At 63.7% G+C, this 23,809-nt stretch carries 23 protein-coding genes; 14 read left to right on the forward strand and 9 right to left on the reverse strand.

From position 1 onward, the window contains the following. Window positions 1-29 precede the first annotated feature (29 nt). Window positions 30-1,241 (reverse strand): vanadium-dependent haloperoxidase, encoded by a 1,212-nt coding sequence (locus MRUB_RS16220; protein WP_013014011.1) that lies wholly within the window; start codon window positions 1,239-1,241, stop codon window positions 30-32. An 87-nt stretch (window positions 1,242-1,328) separates the two neighbouring features. Here MRUB_RS16220 and MRUB_RS08870 point away from each other — a divergent pair, with 87 nt between their 5' ends. The 6 genes from MRUB_RS08870 to MRUB_RS08895 all read left to right on the forward strand — a co-directional run bounded on the left by MRUB_RS08870 (window position 1,329) and on the right by MRUB_RS08895 (window position 9,760). After that, a complete protein-coding gene (locus tag MRUB_RS08870) occupies window positions 1,329-2,918 on the forward strand; it encodes a CRTAC1 family protein (protein ID WP_015586873.1) in 1,590 nt (529 codons plus the stop codon). 97 nt (window positions 2,919-3,015) lie between these two features. Beyond that, window positions 3,016-4,053 (forward strand): D-xylose ABC transporter substrate-binding protein, encoded by a 1,038-nt coding sequence (gene xylF / locus MRUB_RS08875; protein ID WP_013014013.1) that lies wholly within the window; start codon window positions 3,016-3,018, stop codon window positions 4,051-4,053. Between the two features lie 117 nt (window positions 4,054-4,170). Then, the gene (locus MRUB_RS08880) at window positions 4,171-5,385 is read left to right on the forward strand and encodes a sugar ABC transporter permease (protein WP_244403970.1); all 1,215 of its coding nucleotides are present in this window, start codon (window positions 4,171-4,173) and stop codon (window positions 5,383-5,385) included. A 2-nt stretch (window positions 5,386-5,387) separates the two neighbouring features. After that, on the forward strand, window positions 5,388-6,161 hold the full coding sequence (locus MRUB_RS08885; RefSeq protein ID WP_013014015.1) for an ATP-binding cassette domain-containing protein: 774 nt from the start codon (window positions 5,388-5,390) through the stop codon (window positions 6,159-6,161). A 121-nt stretch (window positions 6,162-6,282) separates the two neighbouring features. Beyond that, window positions 6,283-7,326: a Gfo/Idh/MocA family protein gene (locus MRUB_RS08890; RefSeq protein ID WP_013014016.1), complete on the forward strand. Its 1,044-nt coding sequence runs from the start codon at window positions 6,283-6,285 to the stop codon at window positions 7,324-7,326. Between the two features lie 58 nt (window positions 7,327-7,384). Then, the gene (locus tag MRUB_RS08895) at window positions 7,385-9,760 is read left to right on the forward strand and encodes a glutamine--tRNA ligase/YqeY domain fusion protein (RefSeq protein ID WP_015586871.1); all 2,376 of its coding nucleotides are present in this window, start codon (window positions 7,385-7,387) and stop codon (window positions 9,758-9,760) included. A 35-nt stretch (window positions 9,761-9,795) separates the two neighbouring features. Here MRUB_RS08895 and MRUB_RS08900 read toward each other — a convergent pair whose 3' ends face one another. Continuing rightward, complete coding sequence (locus MRUB_RS08900) at window positions 9,796-11,022, reverse strand: PQQ-dependent sugar dehydrogenase (protein WP_013014018.1); 1,227 nt, start codon at window positions 11,020-11,022, stop codon at window positions 9,796-9,798. A gap of 125 nt (window positions 11,023-11,147) precedes the next feature. Between MRUB_RS08900 and trhA the strand changes: the two genes are divergently transcribed. After that, the gene (trhA, locus tag MRUB_RS08905; protein ID WP_013014019.1) at window positions 11,148-11,804 is read left to right on the forward strand and encodes a PAQR family membrane homeostasis protein TrhA; all 657 of its coding nucleotides are present in this window, start codon (window positions 11,148-11,150) and stop codon (window positions 11,802-11,804) included. A gap of 124 nt (window positions 11,805-11,928) precedes the next feature. Here trhA and MRUB_RS08910 read toward each other — a convergent pair whose 3' ends face one another. Both MRUB_RS08910 and MRUB_RS08915 read right to left on the reverse strand, forming a co-directional pair. Next, window positions 11,929-12,138, reverse strand: a complete 210-nt coding sequence (locus tag MRUB_RS08910; RefSeq protein WP_013014020.1) for a hypothetical protein — start codon at window positions 12,136-12,138, stop codon at window positions 11,929-11,931. 28 nt (window positions 12,139-12,166) lie between these two features. Beyond that, window positions 12,167-12,757: a hypothetical protein gene (locus MRUB_RS08915; RefSeq protein ID WP_015586869.1), complete on the reverse strand. Its 591-nt coding sequence runs from the start codon at window positions 12,755-12,757 to the stop codon at window positions 12,167-12,169. A 126-nt stretch (window positions 12,758-12,883) separates the two neighbouring features. On the opposite strand from MRUB_RS08915, the gene MRUB_RS08920 reads away from it, so the two are divergent. The 4 genes from MRUB_RS08920 (at window position 12,884) to MRUB_RS08935 (ending at window position 16,141) form a co-directional block, all read left to right on the forward strand. Then, window positions 12,884-13,651 (forward strand): metallophosphoesterase family protein, encoded by a 768-nt coding sequence (locus tag MRUB_RS08920; RefSeq protein WP_013014022.1) that lies wholly within the window; start codon window positions 12,884-12,886, stop codon window positions 13,649-13,651. 45 nt (window positions 13,652-13,696) lie between these two features. Continuing rightward, on the forward strand, window positions 13,697-14,575 hold the full coding sequence (locus MRUB_RS08925) for a hypothetical protein (protein WP_013014023.1): 879 nt from the start codon (window positions 13,697-13,699) through the stop codon (window positions 14,573-14,575). A gap of 121 nt (window positions 14,576-14,696) precedes the next feature. Next, entirely contained in the window at window positions 14,697-15,476 is a 780-nt protein-coding gene (locus tag MRUB_RS08930) for a PSP1 domain-containing protein (protein ID WP_013014024.1), read from the forward strand. Window positions 15,477-15,655: 179 nt separating this feature from the next. Continuing rightward, on the forward strand, window positions 15,656-16,141 hold the full coding sequence (locus MRUB_RS08935) for a hypothetical protein (RefSeq protein ID WP_235438201.1): 486 nt from the start codon (window positions 15,656-15,658) through the stop codon (window positions 16,139-16,141). A gap of 52 nt (window positions 16,142-16,193) precedes the next feature. On the opposite strand, the gene glmU is transcribed toward MRUB_RS08935, so the two are convergent. From glmU to MRUB_RS08960, 5 genes are all read right to left on the reverse strand, one after another. Next, the gene (glmU, locus tag MRUB_RS08940) at window positions 16,194-17,573 is read right to left on the reverse strand and encodes a bifunctional UDP-N-acetylglucosamine diphosphorylase/glucosamine-1-phosphate N-acetyltransferase GlmU (RefSeq protein WP_013014026.1); all 1,380 of its coding nucleotides are present in this window, start codon (window positions 17,571-17,573) and stop codon (window positions 16,194-16,196) included. Between the two features lie 61 nt (window positions 17,574-17,634). Next, the gene (gene lgt / locus MRUB_RS08945; RefSeq protein ID WP_013014027.1) at window positions 17,635-18,540 is read right to left on the reverse strand and encodes a prolipoprotein diacylglyceryl transferase; all 906 of its coding nucleotides are present in this window, start codon (window positions 18,538-18,540) and stop codon (window positions 17,635-17,637) included. A 14-nt stretch (window positions 18,541-18,554) separates the two neighbouring features. Next, complete coding sequence (locus MRUB_RS08950) at window positions 18,555-18,776, reverse strand: glutaredoxin family protein (RefSeq protein WP_013014028.1); 222 nt, start codon at window positions 18,774-18,776, stop codon at window positions 18,555-18,557. A gap of 48 nt (window positions 18,777-18,824) precedes the next feature. After that, a complete protein-coding gene (locus tag MRUB_RS08955; protein ID WP_013014029.1) occupies window positions 18,825-20,048 on the reverse strand; it encodes an aminotransferase class I/II-fold pyridoxal phosphate-dependent enzyme in 1,224 nt (407 codons plus the stop codon). 2 nt (window positions 20,049-20,050) lie between these two features. Next, entirely contained in the window at window positions 20,051-21,010 is a 960-nt protein-coding gene (locus MRUB_RS08960) for an L-threonine 3-dehydrogenase (protein WP_013014030.1), read from the reverse strand. 137 nt (window positions 21,011-21,147) lie between these two features. On the opposite strand from MRUB_RS08960, the gene MRUB_RS08965 reads away from it, so the two are divergent. The 3 genes from MRUB_RS08965 to lipA are packed head-to-tail and all read left to right on the forward strand — an operon-like array spanning window position 21,148 to window position 23,804. After that, window positions 21,148-22,089, forward strand: a complete 942-nt coding sequence (locus MRUB_RS08965; RefSeq protein ID WP_013014031.1) for a CobW family GTP-binding protein — start codon at window positions 21,148-21,150, stop codon at window positions 22,087-22,089. Window positions 22,090-22,134: 45 nt separating this feature from the next. Continuing rightward, window positions 22,135-22,833: a lipoyl(octanoyl) transferase LipB gene (lipB, locus tag MRUB_RS08970; protein WP_013014032.1), complete on the forward strand. Its 699-nt coding sequence runs from the start codon at window positions 22,135-22,137 to the stop codon at window positions 22,831-22,833. Next, on the forward strand, window positions 22,830-23,804 hold the full coding sequence (gene lipA / locus MRUB_RS08975) for a lipoyl synthase (RefSeq protein WP_013014033.1): 975 nt from the start codon (window positions 22,830-22,832) through the stop codon (window positions 23,802-23,804). Before lipB ends, lipA begins: the two co-directional genes overlap by 4 nt. Window positions 23,805-23,809: the final 5 nt, after the last annotated feature.

The following is a 23,809-nucleotide window of genomic DNA, read 5'->3' on the forward strand; positions in this document are numbered from 1 at the left end:
GCCTCCTGGGATGCAAGGCTACCAGTAGTCTAGGGTTTTTGCAGCACTTCCAGCACCTGGCGGGCCACCTGCTGGCCCTGCTCGAGGCCGCCGCGGCCATCCACAAACCAGTGAATCCCCGCGACAACCCTCGAGTACGAGGCTTCTTTGGCCATGGCCTCCCAGGTCGGGGCTTCCTCAGGGAAGAAATACGTCAGCACCGTCGCGGCCGCCCCGCTGATGGTCGAGTGGCCCGAGGGGTAGGAAGGGTGCTTGGGGGTGCGCAGGTAGGGCTGCCAGCGCCGGTCGAAGCTGCGCACCCACTGCTCGGGCCGGGCTACATAGTAGGTGAACTTATCGCGCCAGCAGGCGATGTTGGCGTTGTGCATGGCGATGTTAAGCACGGCCAGAATCCCCACAGCCTGGGTGGCCTCGAGCCGGCGCTGGCGCAGGATCTCCAGGGCCGCCTCCTGCCAGAGGCCCGCTGGGGTGACGGTGCCGGGGTCGCCGGCCCACTTGTCGGCAATCTGCCGCCCGGCCTCGTCTAGTTTGGCCTGCTCGTCCCAGAATAGAGCCCGCTCACGGGCGAACTCGGGTGAGTCCCAGGCCGGGGGTGGCGGGGCTTTGGCCAGGGCCTCGGGGGCCACCCCAATGGGCCGCACCGCCCCCCAGCCCGGCTCCACCGCCGGCCGGCCCAGGGGCAGCACCCAGACCCCTGGGGCCGGGGCCGGGTAGGTGGGGATTACCTGGCGAGCGGCCCCATCCTGGCGGCCCCAGGCCACCACCTGCAACCCCACCTGGCGGCCCAGGGCCTGGCTGATCCTGAGGTTGGGCTCCGGCCAGCCCTGGGCCTGGGCCTGGCGGTAGATGGCCTGGGCGGTCTGGCGCACGGCATCCTTGAGGTTGGGAAAGGTGGGGTGCAGGTAGAGCATCACCTCCTGGGCGGCATAAGCCGCCAGCACGTTGGCCTCGACCGGCCGACCCTGGGTTAGATAAAGCGCGTCGTGGATGGCGACAGTGAGCAAGGCCAGCGCCCGGGCGGTGCGCAGGGGGGAGAACATCTGGGTCTGGATACCCAGAAGCTCGAGGCGCTGGAGCTCGCTCAAAGTCTCCCAGCTCAGTGAACTCTCCGGCAGGCCCTCCACCGGTTTGAGTTGCTCCAGCAGCCCGCGCAGGGCCGGGGTAGGGGTGGCGATCCAGGCCCTGGACTGGCCCAGACCCCAGGAACTCAGCAGCGCAAGCAGCAACGCCAATACACGCATAATTTCAGTCTATCGCCGCGCGCAAAAATTTATCGAGGAGGCACGGGCTACGTTTCTTTTCAGCCAAAGCACCCTATACTGCAATTCATGCCCTGGATGTACCGGGTGTGGGTTTTGCTGGGTATCTGGCTGGGCCCGTGGGCGCCGGCCCAGGTAACGCCCATTTTTGCCGAGGAAACCCAGAGCTCTGGCCTGCAAAGCCGCTTCGAGGGCGACTATGTGGTGGGGGGTGGGCTGGCCGCCTTCGACTGCAACGGCGATGGCCTACCCGAACTGGTGCTGGCGGGCGGCGCGCAACGGGCCAAGCTCTACCTAAACCAAAGCCCTGTGGGAGGGCCGCTGCGTTTTCGGGAAGCGAGCGCGGGGGTGGAACTCGAGGGGGTGATGGGGGCTTACCCCCTCGACATTGACAGCGACGGCCTCCCCGACCTGGCCCTGCTGCGCGACGGCGAGGACGTTTTGCTGCGCGGGCTGGGCAACTGCCGCTTCGAGAACGCCAACCGCCGGTGGGGCTTCCAGGGGGGGAGCACCTGGACGACCGCTTTTTCGGCCACCTGGGAACAGGGCCAGCCCTGGCCCACCCTGGCCACGGGCGCTTACGTCCAGCGCAACACCACCTTCCCCTGGGGCACCTGCCGGGGCAACGCGCTGTACCGGCCTGCCCCAGGGGGTAAAGGCTTTGCACCCCCCTGGCCGCTCGAGCCCAGCTACTGCGCGCTCTCCATGTTGTTTTCCGACTGGAACCGCTCGGGCCGCCCAGCCCTGCGGGTCTCCAACGACCGCGAGTACTACCAGGGCAAAGGCCAGGAGCAGCTCTGGCAGCTCAGCCCCGGCCAGCCCCCACGGCTTTATACCGAGGCCGAGGGCTGGAAGCGGCTGCAAATCTGGGGCATGGGCATCGCCAGCTACGACCTCACCGGCTCGGGCTACCCGGTCTACTACCTGACCAGCATGGGCGACAACAAGCTGCAGATGCTCGAGTCGCCCGAGAGGCCCAGCTACGTGGATATCGCCTTCCGCCGCAACGCCACCGCCCACCGCCCCTATACCGGGGGGGACGTGCACATGTCCACCGCCTGGCACGCCCAGTTCGAGGACGTCAACAACGATGGCCTGATCGATCTGTTTGTAAGCAAGGGCAACGTGGGTTTCATGCGCGAGGCGGCAGCCCGCGACCCCAACAACCTGATGCTCGGCAAGCCGGATGGAACCTTTGTTGAGGTGGGGGACAAGGCCGGGGTGGCCAGCTTTTTGCGGGGCCGGGGGGCCCAGGTGGTGGACTTGAACGCCGACGGCCGGCTGGACATCGTGGTGGTCAACCGGCTCGACCGGGCCCAGGTCTGGCGCAACCTGGGGGGGGCCAATGGCCAGCCCCTGGGCAACTGGCTACAGGTCAAGTTGCAGCAGCCGGGCCCCAACCGCGATGCCGTGGGGGCCTGGCTCGAGGTCGAGCTACCCGGCCGCATCCTGCGGCGCGAGCTGACGGTGGGCGGCGGCCATCTGAGCGGCAGCCTGGGCTTCGTGCACTTTGGGCTGGGCCAGGCCGAACGGGTGCGCCTGCGGGTGCGCTGGCCCGATGGCGAGCAGGGCGGCTGGCTCGAGGCCCCCAGCAATCGCTTCGTGGTGCTAAGCCGAAGCCAGGAGCTCCGCACCCACACGCCGGGTAGCGGTTATTGACAGGGCCGTTGCGCAGTGGTACTTTTTTTTCGAGTCGAAAAAACCAGGGCCTTCCATGCTCCTGAGGTCGTATCGGCTCGTCATAGGAGGAGGAAACATGAAGCCATTCACCAAGGTAATGGTGTTGTTGTGGTTTGCACTGGCCGTGCCAGCTTTCGCCCAGCAGATCATCGTGGGGGTAAGCTGGGCCAACTTCCAGGAGGAGCGCTGGAAGATTGACGAGCGGGCCATCCGCGAGCAGTTGGGCCGCATGGGCGCAACCTACATCAGCGCCGACGCCCAAAGCTCGTCCGAGAAGCAGCTCAACGACATTGACGCCCTGATTGCGCGCGGGGCCAAGGCCCTGATCATCCTGGCCTGGGACAAAGACGCCATCCTGCCCGCCATTGACAAGGCCAAGGCTGCGGGCATCCCGGTGGTGGCCTACGACCGCCTCATCGAAAACGACTACGCCTACTACATCACCTTCGACAACGTGGAGGTAGGCCGGATGCAGGCCCGCGAGGTCTATAAGGTTCGGCCCAAGGGCAACTACGCCTTCATCCTGGGGGCCAACACCGACCCCAACGCCGACTTCCTGCATAAAGGGCAGCTCGAGGTGCTCGATGCCGCCATCAAGCGCGGCGACATCAAGGTGGTGGGCAAACAGTACACCGAGGGTTGGAAGCCCGAGGTAGCCCAGCGCAACATGGAACAAATCCTCACCGCCAACGGCAACAAAGTGGACGCGGTGGTGGCCTCCAACGACGGCACCGCCGGCGGTGTGGTGGCTGCGCTGGCCGCGGTGGGCCTGGCCGGCAAGGTGCCGGTCTCGGGCCAGGACGGCGACCAGGCCGCCCTCAACCGGGTGGCGCGTGGGCTGCAAACCGTTAGCGTCTGGAAGGATGCCCGCGAGCTGGGCCGCCGCGCTGCCGAGGCCGCGGTGCTGCTGGCCCGTGGTACCCCCATGGACAAACTGCCGGGCCGCACCATCTTTGCCGATGGGCCCAATAAAGTTCGCATGAACGCCCTGCTGCTCAAGCCTATCCCCATCACCCGCCAGAACCTGGATGTGGTGCTGCGGGCTGGCTGGATCACCAAGCAAGCCCTCTGCCAGGGGGTGAGCGGCGCCAACGCCCCGGCGGCCTGCCGGTAGGACGAGCCATCTGCTAAGGGTGGGCGTGTTGCCCACCCTTTTTATAAGCCAAACAAGCCTCAAATCGCACGGTATAATCGGGTTCAACAAAAAAAGAGCGGAGGACTTTTGATGCAGATGCAAAGCACGTCGAGGGCCCGCGCAAACCTGGTGCAAAGCCTGGGGGTGGATGGGCGCATCCTGACCATGCTGATTGTGTTGGCGGTGGTCTGGACGGTCTTCCAGCTTCTCACCATGCAGCAGCCGGGCCAGTTTTTGAGTCCGCAAAACCTCTGGAACCTCTCGGTGCAGACCGCGGTGGTGGGCATCATGGTGGGGGGTATGGTCATGGTGATCGTAACCCGCCAGATCGACCTTTCGGTGGGCTCGATCCTGGGCTTCACCGGGATGATCATGGCCCTCATCCAGACCGTTCCGCCGCTGGGCTGGGGCAGCCACTGGCTCCTGGCGCTGCTGGCCGGGCTGGCGCTGGGCGCGCTGATTGGGGCCTTTCAGGGCTACTGGGTGGCCTACTGGGGGGTGCCGGCCTTTGTGGTCACCCTGGCCGGGCTGCTCATCTTTCGCAACGCCACCTTCATCGTGGCCAGCGGACGCACCATCGGGCCTCTGAATGACAACTTTAAGGTGCTGGGTGGGGGGCTCAACGGCTCCATCGGGGAGTTCTGGACCTGGGTGGTGGGGCTGGCGGTGATGGCTTATGTGGTTTATCAGGCCCTCTCCAACCGCAGCCGCCGTCTTAAAAATGGCCTGCCGGTGCGCCCGGTCTGGGCCGAGGGGCTGGTCACCGGCACCCTGCTAGTCCTGATTCTGGCTTTCGTGCTGGTCATGAACGCCTTCCCCTACCCCGGCACCAACATCCCTCGAGGCATGCCGGTACCGGTGCTGATTACCCTGGGGGTGCTGTTCGTGCTCAACTGGGTGGCCCTCAACACCCGCTTTGGCCGCTATGTGTTTGCCATTGGGGGCAACCCCGAGGCCGCGCTGCTGGCCGGCATCAACGTCAAGCGCATGCTGGTGGCGGTTTTTGCCCTGATGGGCATGCTGGCGGCCCTGGCCGGCGCGGTGCAGGCGGCCCGGCTCAACTTTGTGACCAACAGCATGGGCAACCTGCTCGAGCTCGACGTGATCGCCGCGGCGGTTATTGGCGGCACCGCCCTCTCCGGCGGCAGCGGCACCATCGTGGGGGCGGCCTTGGGGGCCCTGCTGATGTCCTCCCTGCGCAGCGGGATGGTGCTGATGGGCCTCCCAACCGAGTGGCAGAACGTGGTGCTGGGCCTGGTGTTGCTGGCCGCGGTCATCTGGAACACGGTCTACCTGAGGAACCGGAGGTAAGCATGACCCCACTGGTCGAAATGCGCAATATCAGCCTGCGCTTTGGGGGCAACCAGGCGCTGGACAAGGTGTCGGTCAACCTCTACCCCGGCGAGGTGGTGGGTCTGCTGGGCCACAACGGAGCGGGCAAGTCCACCCTGATCAAGGTGCTCTCCGGGGCCTACCAGGCCGACGCGGGCCAGATTTTCGTAAACGGGCAGGAGGTCAGCATCCGCACCCCCCAGGACGCCCAGGCCCTGGGCATCGAGACCATCTACCAGAACCTGGCCCTGGCCGACAACCTCGACGCCGTGGCCAATGTGTTTTTGGGGCGTGAAAAAGTGCGGGGCGTGGTGCTGGACGAAGACTTCATGGAGCTCGAGGCCCGCAAAACCCTGGATCGGCTCAAGGTCAAGATTCCCTCCTTGCGGCTGCCGGTGGCCCAGATGTCCGGCGGCCAGCGCCAGACCGTGGCCATTGGCCGGGCCATCTACTTCAAGGCCCGCTGCCTGATTATGGACGAGCCCACCGCCGCGCTGGGGCCGGAGGAAACCGCCAAGGTGGGCGAGCTGATCAAAGCCCTCAAGGCCGAGGGGGTGGGCATCTTCCTGATTAGCCACGACCTGCACGACGTCTTCGACCTGGCCGACCGCCTCACGGTTATGAAAAACGGGCGGGTGGTGGGCACCGTCTACACCCAGGACGTGAGCCACGACGACGTACTGGGCATGATTATCGGCGGGGTGATGCCCAAAAACGCCCGGCCCGCCCAGGTACCCTTGCCCCAAAGGGAGTAGTGCGTTGGCCGTCCCGTGTCGTTCAAGGGCTATTGGACAGAAAGGTGCCGGCTAAGGGAGAGCCACGATTCTCAAGACATCCCTAGTCTCTTTAGTAGAGCTTCCTTAGAAAGGAATCCATATGCGAATCGGAATCGTAGGTGCAGGCTGGTGGGCCGGGTTTGCCCACCTGCCCGCCTTCAAAGAGGCCGGGGCCCAGATCGCCGGCATCTACAGCCGCACCCCGGCCCATGCGCAAAAACTGGCCAGCGCCCACGGAACCCAGGCCTTCGAGCGGTACGAAGACCTGCTGCAACACTGCGACGCCGTGGCCATCTCCACCACCGACGACACCCACGCCCCCCTGGGTCTGATGGCCCTGCAGGCCGGCAAGCACCTCTTCATGGACAAGCCCCTGGCCCGCACCCTGGCCGAGGCCCAGGCCCTGCTCGAGGCCGCCCAGCAGCAAGGGCGCATCGGCCTGACCGCCTTCACCAGCCGGGGCGACCTGGCCGCCGAGACCGCCCAGGCCCTGCTGCGCGCGGGCGAGATTGGGGAGGTGCTCTACCTGCGGGGCTCCTTCCACGGCGGCTACATGGGCGACCCGGCCGGCCCCACCACCTGGCGGGCCAAAGCCGAGACCGGGGGGGCCGGGGGGGCGGTGGCCGACCTGGGGGCCCACCTCTTCGACCTGGTGCGCATGGTCACGGGCCTCGAGTTCACCCAGGTGATGGCCCAGGCCCATATCCACCTGCAGCGGCCCGACCCGGTCACCAACTACGACGAAGGCGCGGTGCTGGCCCGGCTGGGCGGTGCGACCGGGGTTTTCTCGCTCTCGAGGGTGCACATCGGCGCCGACCAGCGGCTCGAGCTGGAAATCCAGGGCACTAAAGGCGCCCTCAAGCTCTCCCCGGCCCTGTGGGGCCAGGGCAAAAGCGCACAGCTCTGGCTGGCCCCGCGCCCCGGCTTTTACCGGCAAGTCCCCCCCGACCCGGGCTTCCTGCGGGGGCGCAACCCCGAGACCTCCTGGGGGCATTTCCAGTTCACCGAGCTGGCCCGGCGCTTCCTCGAGGGCATCGCCCAGAACCGCCCGCCCACCCCGAGCCTCGAGGACGGCCTCGCCGCCCAGCGGATCATCGAGGCCGCGGTCGAGAGCAGCCGGCAAAACGCCTGGGTGTCGGTCTAGAACCCCGCCCCCACCCTTGGGTCTTATGCGGGATGCGGTGTATTCTTTGCATATTGGCATGAGCACCTCAACGCCCAAACCCCGTCTGGTAAGCCCCAACTTCATCACCGAGATCATCGATGAAGACCTGAAGGCCGGCCGTTACAAAAAAATCGTCACTCGCTTCCCCCCCGAGCCCAACGGCTACGCCCACCTGGGGCACGCCATCGCCAGCTACATCGACTTTGGCATCGCCCACGACTACGGCGGGGAGTGCCGGCTGCGCATGGACGACACCAACCCCGAGGCCGAGAAAGCCGAGTACGCCGAAGCCCTGATTGCCGATATGCGCTGGCTGGGCTGGGACTGGGGGCCCAGGGTTCGCTACGCCTCCGACTACTTCGAGCTTTTGTACCAGATGGCCGAGCGCCTCATCCAGAAGGGCCTGGCCTACGTGGACAGCGTCTCCCCCGAGGAGATGGCCCGGCTGCGCGGCACGGTGGACCAGCCCGGCACCCCCAGCCCCTACCGCGAGCGCAGCGTGGAAGAAAACCTGGATCTGTTCCGGCGCATGCGGGCCGGGGAGTTCCCCAACGGCGCCCACGTGCTGCGGGCCAAAATTGACCTGGCAAGCCCCAACATGAAGCTGCGCGACCCGGTGCTCTACCGCATCGTGCACGCCGAGCACTACCGCACCGGCCAAAAGTGGTGCATCTACCCCTCCTACGACTTCGCCCAGGCCACCACCGACGCCCTGGACGGGGTGACGCACAGCCTGTGTAGCCTCGAGTTCGTGGACAACCGGGCCATCTACGACTGGCTGATGGACCACCTATGGGGCGAGCCCCCCCTCGACCAGACCCCCCGCCCCCGCCAGTACGAGTTCGGCCGCCGGAGCCTGGAGTACACCGTGGTCTCCAAGCGCAAGCTGCGCAAGCTGGTGGAAGGGGGCTATGTGCGGGGCTGGGACGACCCCCGCATGCCCACCCTGGCCGGCCAGCGGCGCCGGGGGGTGCGGCCCGAGGCCATCCGCCGGTTTGCGGGCCAGGTCGGCATCTCGCGCACCAACCGCACGGTGGACATCGCCCTGCTGGAAGGGGCCATCCGCGACGACCTGAACACAGTCGCCCCCCGGGTGATGGCGGTGCTGCGGCCCCTCAAGGTGGTGCTCACCAACCTCAGCGAACCCCGAACCGTGACCCTCCCCTACTGGCCCCACGACGTAATCCGGGAGTCCCCCGACGGCCTGGTGCCCCTGCCCGATGGGCGGCGGGTAAAGCCCGAGCAGGCGGTGCGCCCGGTGACCCTTACCCGCGAACTCTACATCGAGCAGGACGACTTCGCCCTGAACCCACCCAAAGGCTTCAAGCGGCTGACCCCGGGCGGCACCGTGCGCCTGAAAATGGCCGGGGTGATCCGCTGCGATGGCTACCAAACCGACGCCCAGGGCCGGGTGACCGAGCTCCACTGCACCCTGCTGCCCGAGGAGGCCCGGGCCGCCGGGGTGATTCACTGGGTGAGCGCCAGCGAGGCCGTGCCCGCCGAGTTTCGCCTTTATGACCGGCTTTTTACCGTACCCCACCCCGAGGCCGAGGCCAGGGAGCTGGAGGATGAGGAGGCCCCCGAAGACCAGGACTTCCTGCGCTTTGTGAATCCCAAGAGCCTCGAGGTCGTGCAGGGCTACATCGAGCCCAGCGTGCTGGCTGACCCCAAGGAAACCCGCTACCAGCTCGAGCGCAACGGCTACTTCTGGCAAGACCCCCTCGACTCCCGGCCCGGGGCGCTGGTCTTCAACCGCATCGTCACGCTCAAGGACACCTGGGCCCGCACCGCACAGGAAAGCGAGCTGGAGGCCCGCCGCGCTGCTCCCAAAGCTAAAACTACCGAAGGCCCGCGCAAAACCCAGGGGGCCCCGTCCGAACCCCCGCTCACCCCCGAGCAGCAGGCCCAGCTCGAGCACTTTTTAGCCCAGGGCGTCCACGAAGCCGAGGCCCGGGTGCTGGCCCGCGAACCCCGGCTGGCCGAGTTTCTTATGCAGGCCGCACAAAAAGCCCCCATGGCCCTGCTCGCCAACTGGGTTGTCAACGACCTGGGCGCCGCCCTCCGCTCCGGCGAAGTCAAAATTACGCCCGCCGGGCTGGCTGGGCTGGTGCGGCTTCTGGAGGCCGGGGAGATCAACACCCGCATCGCCAAAGACGCGCTGGCTGAGGCCCTGCAAACCGGCCAGGATCCCGCAGAAATCGTGCGCAAGAAGGGCTTGAAGCAGGTCAGCGACGCAGGGGCCCTCGAGCCCATCGTAGACCGCATCCTGGCCGAGCACCCCGAGAAAGTAGCGGCCTACCGCGCCGGCAAAACCGGTCTGCTGGGCTTCTTTGTGGGCCAGGTCATGCGCGAAACCCAGGGGCAGGCCAACCCGCAACGGGTGCAGGAGCTGGTAAGGCAAAAGCTGGGCTAACCCCAGCATCAGAAGCTGCCAGCCAGTTTGCATGATCAGGGGCTTTCCACCTGCCCCTTATACCAGATGCGGTAGATGCGCCCCCCCTGGGCATCCGAGACATACATTGCACCATCAGCCCCTATCACCAGCCCCACCGGGCGGCCCCAGGCCTCGCGGCACATCTGCCCGGGCAGTCGCCAACCGGTGGCAAACGTTTCCGAGCGCACCGGCAGGCCGTTTTGTATCACGAAGCGCTCAACCTTGCAGTCGCGGTACTTGGCCGGGTCTTGCACGCCCAACGAGCCGTGGTAGGCGACATAGAGGCTATCGCGGTAGGCCGGTGGGAAATGGCTGTTCCGGGCCCAGGTCATGCCCAGGGGGGCCGAATGGGCCGGGGCGGTGAAGAGGGCCGGAACGGCTTTTCGGCAGTCGAAACCCTGGGTGCGGGAGTCAGGCACCTCGCTGCGTTCGGCCTTCAGGTTCAGACCCAAGCCCGGCGTGTAGCAGTAGGGCCAGCCGTGAAAACCTCCGGGTTGTACTGCCACAATCACCTCTTCCGGGGGGAGGTCGTCGCCCAGGTGATCGGTGCCGTTGTGGGTGGCCCAGAGTTCGCCCCGGGGTGTCCAGGTAAAGTCCACGCTGTTCTTGAGGCCCTCTGCCCAGATCACCCGGCGGCGGGGATCGGGGTCGCCTGCAAAGGGGTTATCTTCAGGCAGACTACCATCGGGGTTAAAACGCAGGATGGCCGCGCGGCGGGGGTCGCGCTCGGGGCCAAAGTTGGTCTCGGAGCCCACCGAAACATAGAGCCTGCCATCCGGCCCAAAATGCAGCGTGCGGGTGAAATGCCCCGAGGGGCCGGGGATGTCCGTGATGACGGTTTCCCGTTCCCAACCGCTTCGCCCCGGCCGCAATCGAATCACCGCCGTACTTACAGCCACATACAGCCAGCCCCGGTGCCACTCGAGGCCGTGCGGCAGTTCCAGGCCCCCCGTCACCACCTCCACCCGGTCGGCCCGGCCATCGCGGTTCAGATCAGGTAGCCGCACCACCTGCCCCCCGTACATCAAGCTCGCATAGAGCTGTCCATCCGGCCCCACGCTCATCATGCGGGGGGCGCCCTCGAGGCCCTCGGCAAAAATCCGAATAGCAAAACCCGGCGGCAGGCGAATTCGGCGGCTGGCCTCATCCAGCTCAGTGGATGGCTCCAGGCGCGTGACCGTCCAATAGGCCCCGGCCACAACCAGCACAACCCCCAGCACCACCCGGCTCAGATGGATCATCTGGGGCTTAGGGTAACAAAGCCTCTGCAGCTTTAATGTAAGCCCAATTCTGCCAGGCCCCAGGCTTTGCGCACACATCTCATCGTCTGGGTGCTACACTGCTCTTCAGGCATTGCCCCAAGACTATGAAAAATACCCATCCTATACCCCGCCTGGCTGTTCGTGAGCCTTTTAATACCTATTCCCACGCGGTTGGGGTGGTGCTGGGCCTGATCGGCACAGTTGTGTTGCTGTTCTTCACCCAGGGCAACCCGGCCAAAATCGCCGGCGCGCTGGTATTCGGCCTGACCATGATCCTGATGTACACCTCCTCGGCCCTGTATCACGCTTTACGGGTCTCAGAGCGGGCCTTGCTGTGGCTGCGCAAGCTCGACCACGCGGCCATTTTTCTCTTTATTGCCGGAACCTACACCCCAGTGTTGTTGCAAGCACTCGAACCCAGTTGGCGGCCCTGGGCGCTGGGGCTGGTCTGGGCGCTGGCGGTGCTGGGCGTGGGCCTCAAGCTAATCACCCTCAAAGCCCCGCGCTGGCTCTACACCACCACCTACCTGGGCATGGGCTGGCTCTCTGTCTTTTTCCTGCCCAAGCTGGCCCTCAACCCCTGGGCCCTAGCCTTCCTGATTGCAGGTGGGGTGGCCTATAGCCTGGGGGCGGTGGTCTACGCCGCCAAGTGGCCCAACCCGCTGCCCCGGCTGGTGGGTTTTCATGGCATCTGGCACGTGTTTGTGTTGCTGGGCAGCCTGGGCATGTACGGTGCGGTGGTCACCCTGTACCTGAGCTAAAACACGCACCGGTAGGCAAAGCACCGCACCGCGGTTCACCCGCCGCTAAAAATTACGCGCGGTCTTTGCCCGAACACCCAGGCAAACAGACCGCACTTAAACGCGCCTCGCAGGGTACAGCCCGCTAGAAGCTGATATTAACGCTACCCAGCTTACCCAGTATCAGCATCGAGGCCACCGTGGCTGCCGTGAGGATAATCAGCAGCAAAGCCATCGCAACGTAGCGCAGGTCAGCGCCTTCGCTTTCGACCTCGAGGGTGCGGGGGCGCAAAGCCAGGTACAAGAGCCAGGTGACCAGAATCGAACCGATGGTGAACAGGATGGCAAACAGCACTTTTTTTTCCTCCTATACCCTCTACCGGTTAGCACAAACGCCAGGCTTCCAGTAGGGACTGCAAACTCCTATCTAAGCCTACCAAACCCAGGCCGTACGTGGGTATACCCCGCTCCCAGCCCACCGCGCCAACCGGGGGGCCTGCAAAGGTGGGTAGCGCAGCCGGAGGGGGGGCCTGCCAGGGGGCATAGGCCCTGGGCTCGAGGTAGCTAAACTCCGGCCTGAGCACCACCTCGAGCTGTCGAGCCTCACGGGGGTCATCCCAGGACACCCATTCCCCCTCGGCCACCTCTTTGCGCCCAGGGTAGGCCAGGCCCAACCCTTCGCCAGGGCACACCACCAGCGCCCAGCGGGGGTTGGCCCAGTGCAAGGCCCTGGCAAAAGGCACCGCGTGACCTTCGGAAGCATCCAGACCCAGAACCATTCGACCCTTGAACTGCCGGGGCAGTTGTGGCAGCACGCCCGCCAGCATGGAGCGCTGCATCCATAGCAGCAAGGTGCCACCGCCAAAAGAGCCCTCGAGCCAGGCATAGAAACTGCCGAACTCGTCTATAAAGGTGTGGGTGCGCTCGGCCAGTAAAGTCTCCAGCCAGTCGGCGTCTGAAGCCACAGTCTGCACAACTGCAGGATACCCACAAACTCCCCACATCGCCACCGGCCTCGGCCTTAGGGGCCCGTGGTGCGCGGGCTTCCCCGTATCCATTAACAAGACTTATCCAGGTGAGCTGGGTATGATAGGGAAAGTGTGCGCTACCTAATCGTTTCCGACTTGCATGGCAATTGGCCTGCCCTCGAGGCGGTACTGAAAGAAGCCAGGGGCTACGACCAGGTGCTCTTCCTAGGCGATGCCGTAGGCTATTACCCCGATGCCAACCGAGTCTTGGACTGGCTACGCTCGGCAAACGCCCGGGGCGTGATGGGCAACCACGACATCTGGCTGCTGGAAATTAAATCCATGCAAATCGATGGCCCGGTGCTGGAAATTTTGTCCTGGCAAGCCGAGCGGATCAGCCCTGAGAACCGGGCCTATCTATCTAGCCTGCCCTGGACCACCGAGGTTGAAGGGGCCCTCCTGGTACACGGCAGCCCCCTCGACCCCCTGGCTTATCTGGAAGAAATTGAGCAGGCCCGAGAGGTGTTTGACAAAGTGAAGAACCGCTGGATTTTTCACGGACACACCCACCTGGCCGGCAGCTACCTAACCCTGGAGGCCTCCCCGCGAAATACCCCCGGCAGTTCCGAAGGGAGCCCTCAGGGCCGATTGGTGCGCTACAACCGCTATGCCAACGGCGGCGAGCTGATTGTTGCACCCAGGGCTCGAGCCATTATCAACCCAGGCTCCACCGGCCAGCCTCGAGACGGGGTGGTTGGGGCTGCTTATGCAATTTGGGACTCCAAAGAGGATACGGTGGAGTTTTACCGGGCCAAGTACAACCTCGAGCACGTGCTGGCCCGCTTGCATCATGAGCAGTTCCCTATGTGGCTCTACGAGCGGCTGGTGCTGGGTAAGTAGCCATAAAAGCGGCCCGGGCTCAATTTGCGCTTCTCAGAGATCGGTATGAACATACTCGGACATCAGCGTATTCTCGAGCTTTTACCCAAAATTAAGGCGCAAACCTTCCTGTTCACCGGCCCTGAGGGCGTGGGGCGCCGACTGGTGGCCCGCTGGTTTACAGCCGGCCTCAACTGCGAGGTGGGGTTTCCGCCTTGCGGTAATTGTGCCTCCTGTCGGCTGGAAGCCCACCCAGACTACCTAGAAATCGCTCCGGAGCACGAGACCAAAACCGGTCGAAAGGCCCGCCTGCCGCAAATCCGCCTCGAGCAAATCGCTCCCCGCGAATCCGAGGAGCCGAATCTGCTGGACTGGATCACCACCTACCCTCGCTTCAAAACCAAGGTCGCAGTGGTGGACGGGGCGCATTTTCTGGGGGAAGCCGCCGCCAATGCCCTGTTGAAGGTTCTGGAAGAACCCCCCTCCTTCGCCCGCATCATTCTGATTGCGCCCAGCCGCGAGCTGGTGCTACCCACCCTGGTGAGCCGGAGCCTCGAGGTCGGCTTCGCGCCGGTACCCGAAGCCCTGCTGCAACAACTGACCACCGACCCCGAGGTGCTGGCCTATGCACAGGGCGCGCCCGGCCGGGTGCGCTGGGCCCTGGAACATCCCGCCGAGTTCAACCGCCTGGTCAGCCGCACCCAGGGCCTGCTGGAAGCATTGCAGGCCGGCCCCGCCCAGACCTTAGAGGCGCTAAAGCTGCTCAGCGAGGTGGAAGGGGCCCTGCCCTACCTGGGCCAACGGCTACAGGCACACTTTGCGGTAGAAAGCCCAGCCTACAAAGCCGCGCTCGAGGCCCTTGCCCGTGCACAGGACGCGCACTCTGCTTATGTTAGCGAGGATCTGGTTCAAACCTGGCTGGCCCTTAAGCTATCCCAACTCTAGATTTGTAGACATACCTTGCCTTAGGCTAGGGACAGGCTGGGAGCTTCGGCCATCTGAAGCAAGGGCAGCAGCCCGCCCGGGCTTAATCCTGTAGGGTAGATCTCTGTTCGGGAGGTTTGAAATGGAATGCGTAGGCGTGCGATTTGCGCACAGCCCCAAAATCTACGATTACCGATTCGGTAGCCAGGCCCCACCCGTGGATAGCTGGGTGGTGGTCAAAACCCCGCGCGGGCTGGAGCTGGCCAAAGTGCGAACCGAGCCGCGCCTGGGGCATGCCGTGGGCGAGATTGTGCGCATCGCCACCCCGGCGGATCTGGATCAGCACAGTAAGCTCAAAAACCGCGCTGAGGAGATCTATTGGTGGCTCAAGGCCCGTTTGCGCCGGGAGGGCGTGCGGGCCAAGGTGCTGGGCTGCGAGTTTACCCTGGACGGCAATCATATTTCTGTGCAATACTCCGCTGAACAGCGCATCGACCTGCGACGCTGGGTGAGCGAGCTGAACAGGCTGGCCGGGGCTCGAGTGGAGTTCGTGGCCCTGGGCCCCCGCGACCAGACCGCCTATCTTGGCACCCTGGGGGCCTGCGGCATGGAGTCGTGTTGCTCAAAATGGCTCCAGGACTTCGCCCAGGTTTCCATTAAGATGGCTCGAGACCAGCAGCTACCGCTCTCGCCCGAGAAAATCTCGGGCCCTTGTGGGCGCTTGCTGTGCTGTTTGCAGTACGAACACCAACAGTACCAAGAACTCCTGGCCGAGCTACCCCGCAAAAACAGCAAAGCCTGCAGCCTCCAGGGCACCTGCGGCAAGGTAGCCAAGCTAAACCCGCTGGCCGGAACTGTGGATCTGCTTACCGAAGAGGGCAGCACAGTAACCGTGCACAAAAGTGAGCTTAAGTGGGAGTAATGGGCCAGAGCGCTTTCAGCAAACGGTGGGGTCAATCTCTGAGGTAATCGGTGCTGGATATTGCCAAGGTTCTTAGCCACAGCTTTGGGTTGTTGGCGCGGCATCCCGTCGGTATTGTCTGGCTACTGGTACAAGCCCTGCTGGTGAGTATCTTTACCCTTGGTTTTCTTGCCGGACCGATGCAGGTGGGGATCTATACCGTCCTGGTTCGCTATGCCCGCACCGGTGAGTGGAACCCCGAGGCCCTTTGGGGACACACAACCGGGCATAACATCGTGGCCGGTGTGGTGTTTGTAGCCAGCGCACTGGCCGCGTTTATTGTGGGCCTTCCCACCTCTGTGCCCAACCCCTGGCTGGCCTCCCTGCTGAGCTACCTTGGGCTTGCGGCCATCAACCTGCTGTGGTTTTACACCTTCCAGATTATGGTAGACGACGACCAGACCTGGCCCAGCGCCATGCGCAAAGGCTGGGATCTGATGCAGCAGGGTGGATTGCTCAACCACCTGTGGCTGATCGCCATCCTGGAGTCGCTGATACTGGTCTCGACCCTTTCCACCTGGATACCCCTGCAAACCAGCATGTACCTGCTGTTGCTTGGTTTTTCCACGCTGGCCCGGGCCGTGGCCTATGTGCAACTGGTTCCCACCCGGGCCTTTGAGCCGTAGCCAGGGCCATATCGTTGCAGAACCACACTTTCTTTGCAGCAGAAGAAAGCGGTTACTGGGTCTCCCCCCGCTTGCGTTTCACATAGCCCTCAATGTTGCGCTGACGTTCACGGGCAATAGCCAGCGCCCCCGCGGGTACATCCTGGTTAATGCCGCTGCCACCCGCTACAAAAGCATCATCTTCTAGCGTGATCGGCGCGATCAGAACGCTATTCGAACCCACGAACACCCGTTTCCCAATGATGGTCTTGTGCTTGCGTTGACCATCGTAGTTGGCCGTGATCACCCCAGCCCCGATATTGGACTCCTCCCCCACCTCGGCATCACCCAGGTAGGCGAGGTGGCCGGCCTTGGCTCCCCTGCCCAGTCGGGCATTCTTGAGTTCTACGAAATTGCCCACGTGGGCACCGGGCTCCAGATGGGCTTTGGGCCGCAAGCGCGCAAACGGCCCGGCATCGGCCCCGCTCGAGACATAAGCTTCTTCACAGACCGTATGCGACTTGATCTTCCCCCCGGCCTCAACCACGGTATCGATCAGCACCGCATAGGCCCCTACCTCCACCCCTTCGCCCAGGCGGGTACTGCCCCGCAGAATCACCCCCGGCCACAGGGTGACATCGGGGGCCAGTTCTACACTGGGTTCGATGTAGATGGTCTCGGGCTGGATCATCCGCACCCCCTGCGTCATCCAGTGCGACCGTAAGCGCTCGAGCAACACCCGCTCCACCTGGGCCAGTTGAGCTCGAGAGTTCACCCCGAGCAGTTCGCCCGTGTCTTTCGACTCGATGGAGGCGATTTTTTGCCCGGCCTCGCGGTAGATGCGGATTAGATCGGGCAGGTAGTACTCTCCCGCCGCGTTGCGGTTATCCACCAGCTTCAGCTTTTCCCAAAGGCTGCCATCAAAGCAGTACACCCCGGGGTTAATCTCCCGGATTGCCAGCTCGGCTGGGGTGGCGTCTTTTTGTTCCACATTGCCCAGAATTTGGCCCTGCTCATCGCGCAGGATCCGGCCATAGCCGGTGGGATCCTCGAGCCGCATGGTCAGCAGGGCCATTCCGGCCCGCTCCTTTTGCATGGTGTCCACCAGGCCGGTGAGGGTCTCGACCCGGGTGAGGGGGGTATCGCCCTGGGTGACCACAATAGGGCCCTGGAAATCCGCCAAAACCGGCTGGGCCTGGGCCAGGGCATGGGCGGTGCCCAGTTGCTGCTCCTGCACTACAAAGCTCAGGTTGGGGTACCCCGCAAAGGTCTGTCGTACCTGTTCGGCCCCGTGTCCAATCACCACCACCACTTTCTCGGCCCCACTGGCAAACGCCGTGTCGATGCAGTAGCCCACCAGGGGCTTGCCCAGCAAGGGGTGCAAGACCTTGGGTAGCCTCGATTTCATGCGGGTTCCCAGACCCGCTGCGAGAATTACCACAGCATGCGCCATATCCTTCTGATTGTATTCCCAAAAAGGGGGCTCGAGGGCTGGTTGTAACCCGCAGGGCGGTTCATCGCTTGATTTTTTTGCTTTCAGCAGACCCGCTCAGCATAGGCGAAGGCGCCGGCTGCTCGCGCGGCCCCTTCCAGCGCGTGAGGAAATAGATGGAGAGTGCAATGAGCGGGATGGAGATGATCTGCGTTGCGGTGAAAAAGCCGATACCAGCCTGCTCGTTGAGGTACACCTTGACCCACAGCGGATTAAGGCGGAAGGTTTCCTCGAAAACCGAGCGCAACACGCTGTACCACAAGACAAACTGCCAAAATACGTAGCCGTAGGCCCGGTTCTGCCGCAGCCAGTAAAGCGAAAGCAGCAGCAAAGCCAGGCCAATCAAAACCCCATACAACTGGGTGAAGTGAACCGGGCCCCGCACGAGCGTCTCGGGAGCGCAGCGCACCACCTCGCTGATATCCTGGATGCCCGGACAAACCCCCGGGAAACCGCTGGCCGAGGCAGGCCAGGTGAACCCGATGGGCCAGTTGGTCAGGCGCCCCACGGTATCCGAGCCGTTCATTATGTTGCCCAGCCGGCCTGCCATAATGCCCAGCGCTACACCGGGCACCACCGCATCAAGGTAAGCCCAGATGGGTATTTTATTGCGGTGGTAGTGGTAGACAAAGGGAATCAGGCCGCCGATGATGGCCCCATGAAAGGAAAGGCCGCCCTGCCATATGTACAGGGCCGCAGCCGGGTTGCCGCTAAATTCCCCCGGGCTGGTGATCACATAGCCCACCCGGGCCCCGACAACCCCCCAAATCACAGCCCAGAAGGCAATTTGCTCGAATTGCTCGGGGTTGTAGCCCCATTGCTTCAGGATGCGCTTGGCAATTTCGAAGGATGCAAAGATCGCCAGTACCAAAAACAGACCGTACCAGCGTATCTGTAGCGAACCGATCTCGATTAGGATTGGATCCATTCAAAAGCCTCCGGCTACAAAGATAGTTTCTTGGATAGGCGCTCGAGGGTAAACTTGCCCTCGAGCACCACCCGCCCCCTCCACAGGAGTACCGGAACCCGGAAGGTATACAGCTTTTTGAGGCGCTCGTCGGCATCTACATCCTGTAGCGTGTACGACACACCCTGGGCTTGCAGGAGCAGCTCGGCCTCCTCACAGAGGTGGCAGCCTTTTCGGCTGATCAGCACATAGTCCATCTGCCCCCCCAGTATAGCCCGGGCTTCACCGGGTGCACGCGGGCCACCTTACCTAGCCGCCTGCAAAATCCCTAACACTTCATCCACATCGGCCCGGGTGTGTTCGGCGGAAATCTGGAAGCGTATGGAGGCCTCCCCCTTGGGCACCACTGGGTACACGATGGCCGTTGCCAAAACGCCTTGCTCACGCAAGAAGGCAGCCATACGGTTGGTTTGACTTGCCTCACCCAGCACCAGCGGAACCACCGGATGAACCCCCGCAAAAGACGCGTAGCCCAGCGCCCTCAACCCCTGGCGAAAACGCTCTGTCATGGCCGTAAGGTGTTGCAGGCGCTGCTGGCCTTCCTCGGTCTGGAGTAGGTTCAAAGCAGCCAGGGCAGCAGCAGCCTCGCCTGGCGTGATGGGATTGGAGTAAATGTACATGGGGGCGGTTTCGCGCAAATAGGTAATGAGGTCGCTCGAGCCCACCACGTAACCACCGTTCACTCCAAAAGCCTTGCCCAGGGTTCCAATCAGGATGTCTGCCTGCGCCCCAGTGTACTCCTCGGTGCCGCGACCCGTAGCGCCAAAGGCCCCCACCCCGTGCGAGTCGTCCACCACCAGGATCGCGTTTTCGGCAAACTGGGGGTCATAGTGGTTCACAAGCTGTGCAATTTCTGCCAGAGGGGCGTGCGACCCCCGCATACTGAACACGCCATCGGATATAACCAGCACCCGCCGGGCCCCCATGGCTGCGGCTTTTTGCAGGGCCTGCTCGAGGCTCTCAAGGTCGAGGTGTTTGTAAATTAACTTCTCCAACGGTCGGGCCAGCCGCACCGCATTGATAATGCAGTTGTGGTTTAGCTCGTCGCTAATGAGGACGGTTTGGTCGGTGGTGAGGGGCACCACCACACTCAAAACCGTGGCATAGGCCGAGGAAAAAATCATGGCCGCCTCGCGCCCATGAAAAGCGGCGAGGCTGCGCTCGAGTTCCACGTGGGGCGCGTAGGTTCCACTGATAAAACGCACCGCCCCGGGCCCAACGCCAAAGCGCTCGATGGCCTCTTCTTCGGCCTGTTTGAGGCTGGGGTGGCGGGACAGGCCCAGGTAACTGTTGGAGTTCATGCGAATAAAGGGCTTATCACCATAGCCTGCCAGCAAATAGCGCGGCCCGCGCTCGCCCTCTGGGGGCAGCACCCCCACCACCACAGCCTCAGCCCCCTTCCTGCGACCTTCCTGTTCCAGCGCCCCTACGCTCTGGCGCAAAACGTCATTCAAGCGGTTCAATGCCATTTCTAAGCCTCCTTCAAGGCGCGTTCGGCCAGTTTTTCTAGCATGTCTTTGGTCATGGCCGCCAGGTCGTACTGGGGCCGCCAGCCCCATTCCTCCCTGGCCGCGCTATCATCCAGCGTGCGCGGCCAGGAGTCTGCAATGGCCTGCCGCAGTGGGTCGACTTCGTAGTGCATCTTGAAGCCGGGCCGGTGCTTCTGAATTTCGGCCGCCAGCTCGGCGGGGGTGCAGCTAAAGGCCGTTAGGTTAAAGGCGTTGCGATGCCGCAGCCGGGCCGGATCGGCCTGCATGAGCTCGAGGGTGGCCCGGATGGCATCCGGCATGTACATCATGGGCAGCCGGGTATCCGGTGCCAAAAAGCAGGTGTACCGGTCGTACCGCAGGGCGTGGTGAAAAATCTCCACCGCATAGTCGGTGGTACCCCCACCCGGCGGTGCGGTGTACGAGATCAAGCCAGGGTACCGCAAGCCCCGCACATCCAGGCCAAAGCGATGGGCATAGTAGTCGCACAGCAGCTCACCAGCCACCTTGGTCACGCCGTAAAGGGTGTTGGGACGTTGAAGGGTGTCCTGGGGGGTGGGGTCGCGCGGTGTGCTGGGGCCAAAAGCCGCGATGGAGCTGGGGACAAATACCTGAGCCCCAACCTGCCGCGCCGCCTCCAGCACGTTGTGTAGGCCCTCGATGTTGACCTGCCAGGCCAACTGGGGCTCGGCCTCAGCCCGTGCCGAAAGGATGGCCGCTAGGTGATAGACCACACCCACACGATGACGAACGAAAAACTCCAGCAAGGCCGGCCCGTTGGTGCAGTCTAGCTGTTCATAAGGCCCCTCCAGCGCAGGATGCCCTGGGGGCGCCCGCCGAATATCGGTCGCCAAGACTTCTTCGCTTCCGTACAAACCACGCAAAGCCGGAATCAGTTCGGAACCCACCTGACCCAGCGCACCGGTCACCAAAACTCTGGTCATATGCACCTAGGCTTGTTCTCATACGCCGGGGCTTCTCACCCGCTGCACCGCTCAGCGGCCAGCAGGCCCGGCCACACGCCAGTCTAAATGTAAAGCCGGTTTCCCATAACGGCAATGCCTGGGGTATCGTAGGGCCCATGGCCCAGTTTCAAAAGCGCATTCCCGTAGGCGTTATCGGAGGGTTTCTGGGCGCAGGCAAAACCACCCTGGTCAACCATCTGGTGGCGAGCGGAGCCCAAAAGTTTGGCATCATCGTCAATGAGTTCGGCGAAACCGGCATCGACGGCTCGCTGATTGAGAACGTAGACACCGACGGCATCGCCGAGCTATCCAATGGCTGTTTATGCTGTGTGGGGCGTGAGGACTTGGTCTCGGCCTTGTTCAAGCTCATCTCGCGCAAGGACAAGCCCGATTACATCCTCATCGAGCTCTCGGGCCTGGCCGACCCGGTGCCGGTGGCCCAGACCGTGTTGGATCCGTTTGCGCGTACCAGGTTCGAACTCGACAGCATCATTGGTGTAGCCGATGCCCGCAACCTCGAGCAAACCCTGCGCGACGGCCCCGAAGGCGCGGTGCAGCTTGCTTATGCCAGTGTCATCGTGCTCAACAAAACCGACCTGGCCAGCCCAGAACAGGTAGACGAGGCCGAGGCTTTGATTCGCAAAATCAACCCCCTGGCCCAGGTCTTCCGCACCGCCCAGTCGCGGGTCAACCCCCATGACCTACTGCATCTGCGCGCTTTTAGCCTGGACTGGCGGCCCCAGAACTACCAGCACCTGCACACGCCCAACCTGCAGAGTTTTACCCTCAGCACCGAGGGCCTGCTCGAGCGCCCCAAGGTCAACGAGTTTATTGACCAGTACCTGATCTCCCGGCCCGACGCGGTTTTCCGCGCCAAGGGTTTTCTGAGCGTCAAAGGCTTCGACAAGCAGGTGCTATTCCAGTCGGTGCGGGAGATTTTCAGCCTCGAGCTCTCCCAGGAGCCGCTGCAAGCCCGCTCGAGGCTGGTGGTGATTGGCCGGGGCCTCAATCAGTTCGAATATGAAGAGGCCTTCCAGGCCCTGAAGGCCCGTCTGTAACTTCGTTCCTATGCGGGAAGCCGGTCAGGAGTATGCTTGAAGGGTATGAGCGCCGCCTTCGAGGTGGAAAAACTGGGGCTCGTCCCCTACGCAGAAGCCTGGGAATACCAAAAAAAAGTGCACGCCGAGGTGGTGGCGGGGTTGCGCCGGCCCACCCTGCTGCTGTTGGAGCACCCCCGCACCATCACCCTGGGCCGGGCCGCCAAACCCGAGAACCTGCTCCTGAGCGAGGCCCAGTACCGGGCCCAGGGCATCGAGCTCTTTAGCATCGAGCGGGGCGGCGATGTCACCTACCACGGCCCCGGCCAGTTGGTGGGCTACCCCATCTTTCCGGTGGGGCGGCAGGTGCGGGGGTTTTTGCGGCAGCTCGAGGCGGTGATTATGACGGTAGCCAAGAGCTACGGCATCGAGACCTACGCCACGCCGGGCTATGCCGGGGTCTGGGTGCGCAGGGCCGCGCCCGTGGCCGGCTGGCCCGACCTGGAAGAAAAGCTCTGTGCGTTCGGGGTGGCCGTCAAGCAGGACGTAGCTTTGCACGGCTTTGCCCTGAACGTTAACACCAACCTGGACGACTTCAACCTGATTGTGCCCTGCGGTCTCAAGGACAAGGGCGTGACCTCGCTTCAGAAAATCCTGGGCCACGCGGTTAGCATGGACGGGGTGATGGAACGGGTGGTGCAGGCTTTTGAGCAGCAGTTCCCGATCTTCGACCAAGCCCCTCTACCCTCCAAGGAACTGGCATGAGCAAATTCAAAACCGTTCAACTCGAGGACTTCCAGCACGGCGGCCTGATCGAGCTCAAGGTGATCCCGGGCGGCATCGCCCAGGAACGCCCCGAGCCCGTAGACCGCAACAAACCTTCCTGGCTACGGGCCACCGTGCCCACCGGCCCCAACTACCAGCGCCTCAAGGAGATGACCAAGCGGCTACGGCTCAACACGGTCTGCCAGGAGGCCCTATGCCCCAACATCGGCGAGTGCTGGGGCCACGGCACTATGACCATCATGGTGCTGGGCAGCGTGTGTACACGAGCCTGCAAGTTCTGCGCGGTGGACACCGGCAACCCCAGGGGCTGGGTAGACCCCCTGGAACCCCTGCACGTGGCCCAGGCCGTGGCCGAGATGGGCCTCAAGTACGTGGTGCTGACCTCGGTAGACCGCGACGACCTGCCCGACGGCGGGGCCGCCCACTTCGCCGAGGTGGTGCGGCAGATCAAGCGGCTCGACCCCTCGGTCAAGGTCGAGACCCTGACCCCCGACTTCCAGGGCAACCTGGCAGATGTGGAGACCGTTTTGCAAGGCGGCCAGGACGTGTTCGCCAACAACCTCGAGACCGTCCGCCGCCTGACCCCCCGGGTGCGCGACCCCCGCGCCGGTTACGACCAGACCTTAAGGGTGCTCGAGCACGCCAAAAAAGTGCGCCCCGAGGTGCTCACCAAGTCCAGCCTGATGCTGGGCCTGGGCGAAACCGACGAGGAAATCCGCCAGGCCATGCGCGACCTGCGGGCCGTGGGGGTGGATATCGTCACCTTCGGGCAGTACCTGCGCCCCACCCAGCACCACCTGCCGGTCGAGCGCTACGTAACCCCGGCAGAGTTCGCCATGTACCGCGACTGGGGCCTCGAGGAAGGCTTCATGGAAGTGTTCAGCGGCCCCCTGGTGCGCAGCTCCTACCGGGCCGAAAAGGTCTTTTTCGAGGCCACCCAGGCCGAGTAGCCGCC

The organism is Meiothermus ruber DSM 1279 (assembly GCF_000024425.1).
Taxonomy (GTDB): domain Bacteria; phylum Deinococcota; class Deinococci; order Deinococcales; family Thermaceae; genus Meiothermus; species Meiothermus ruber.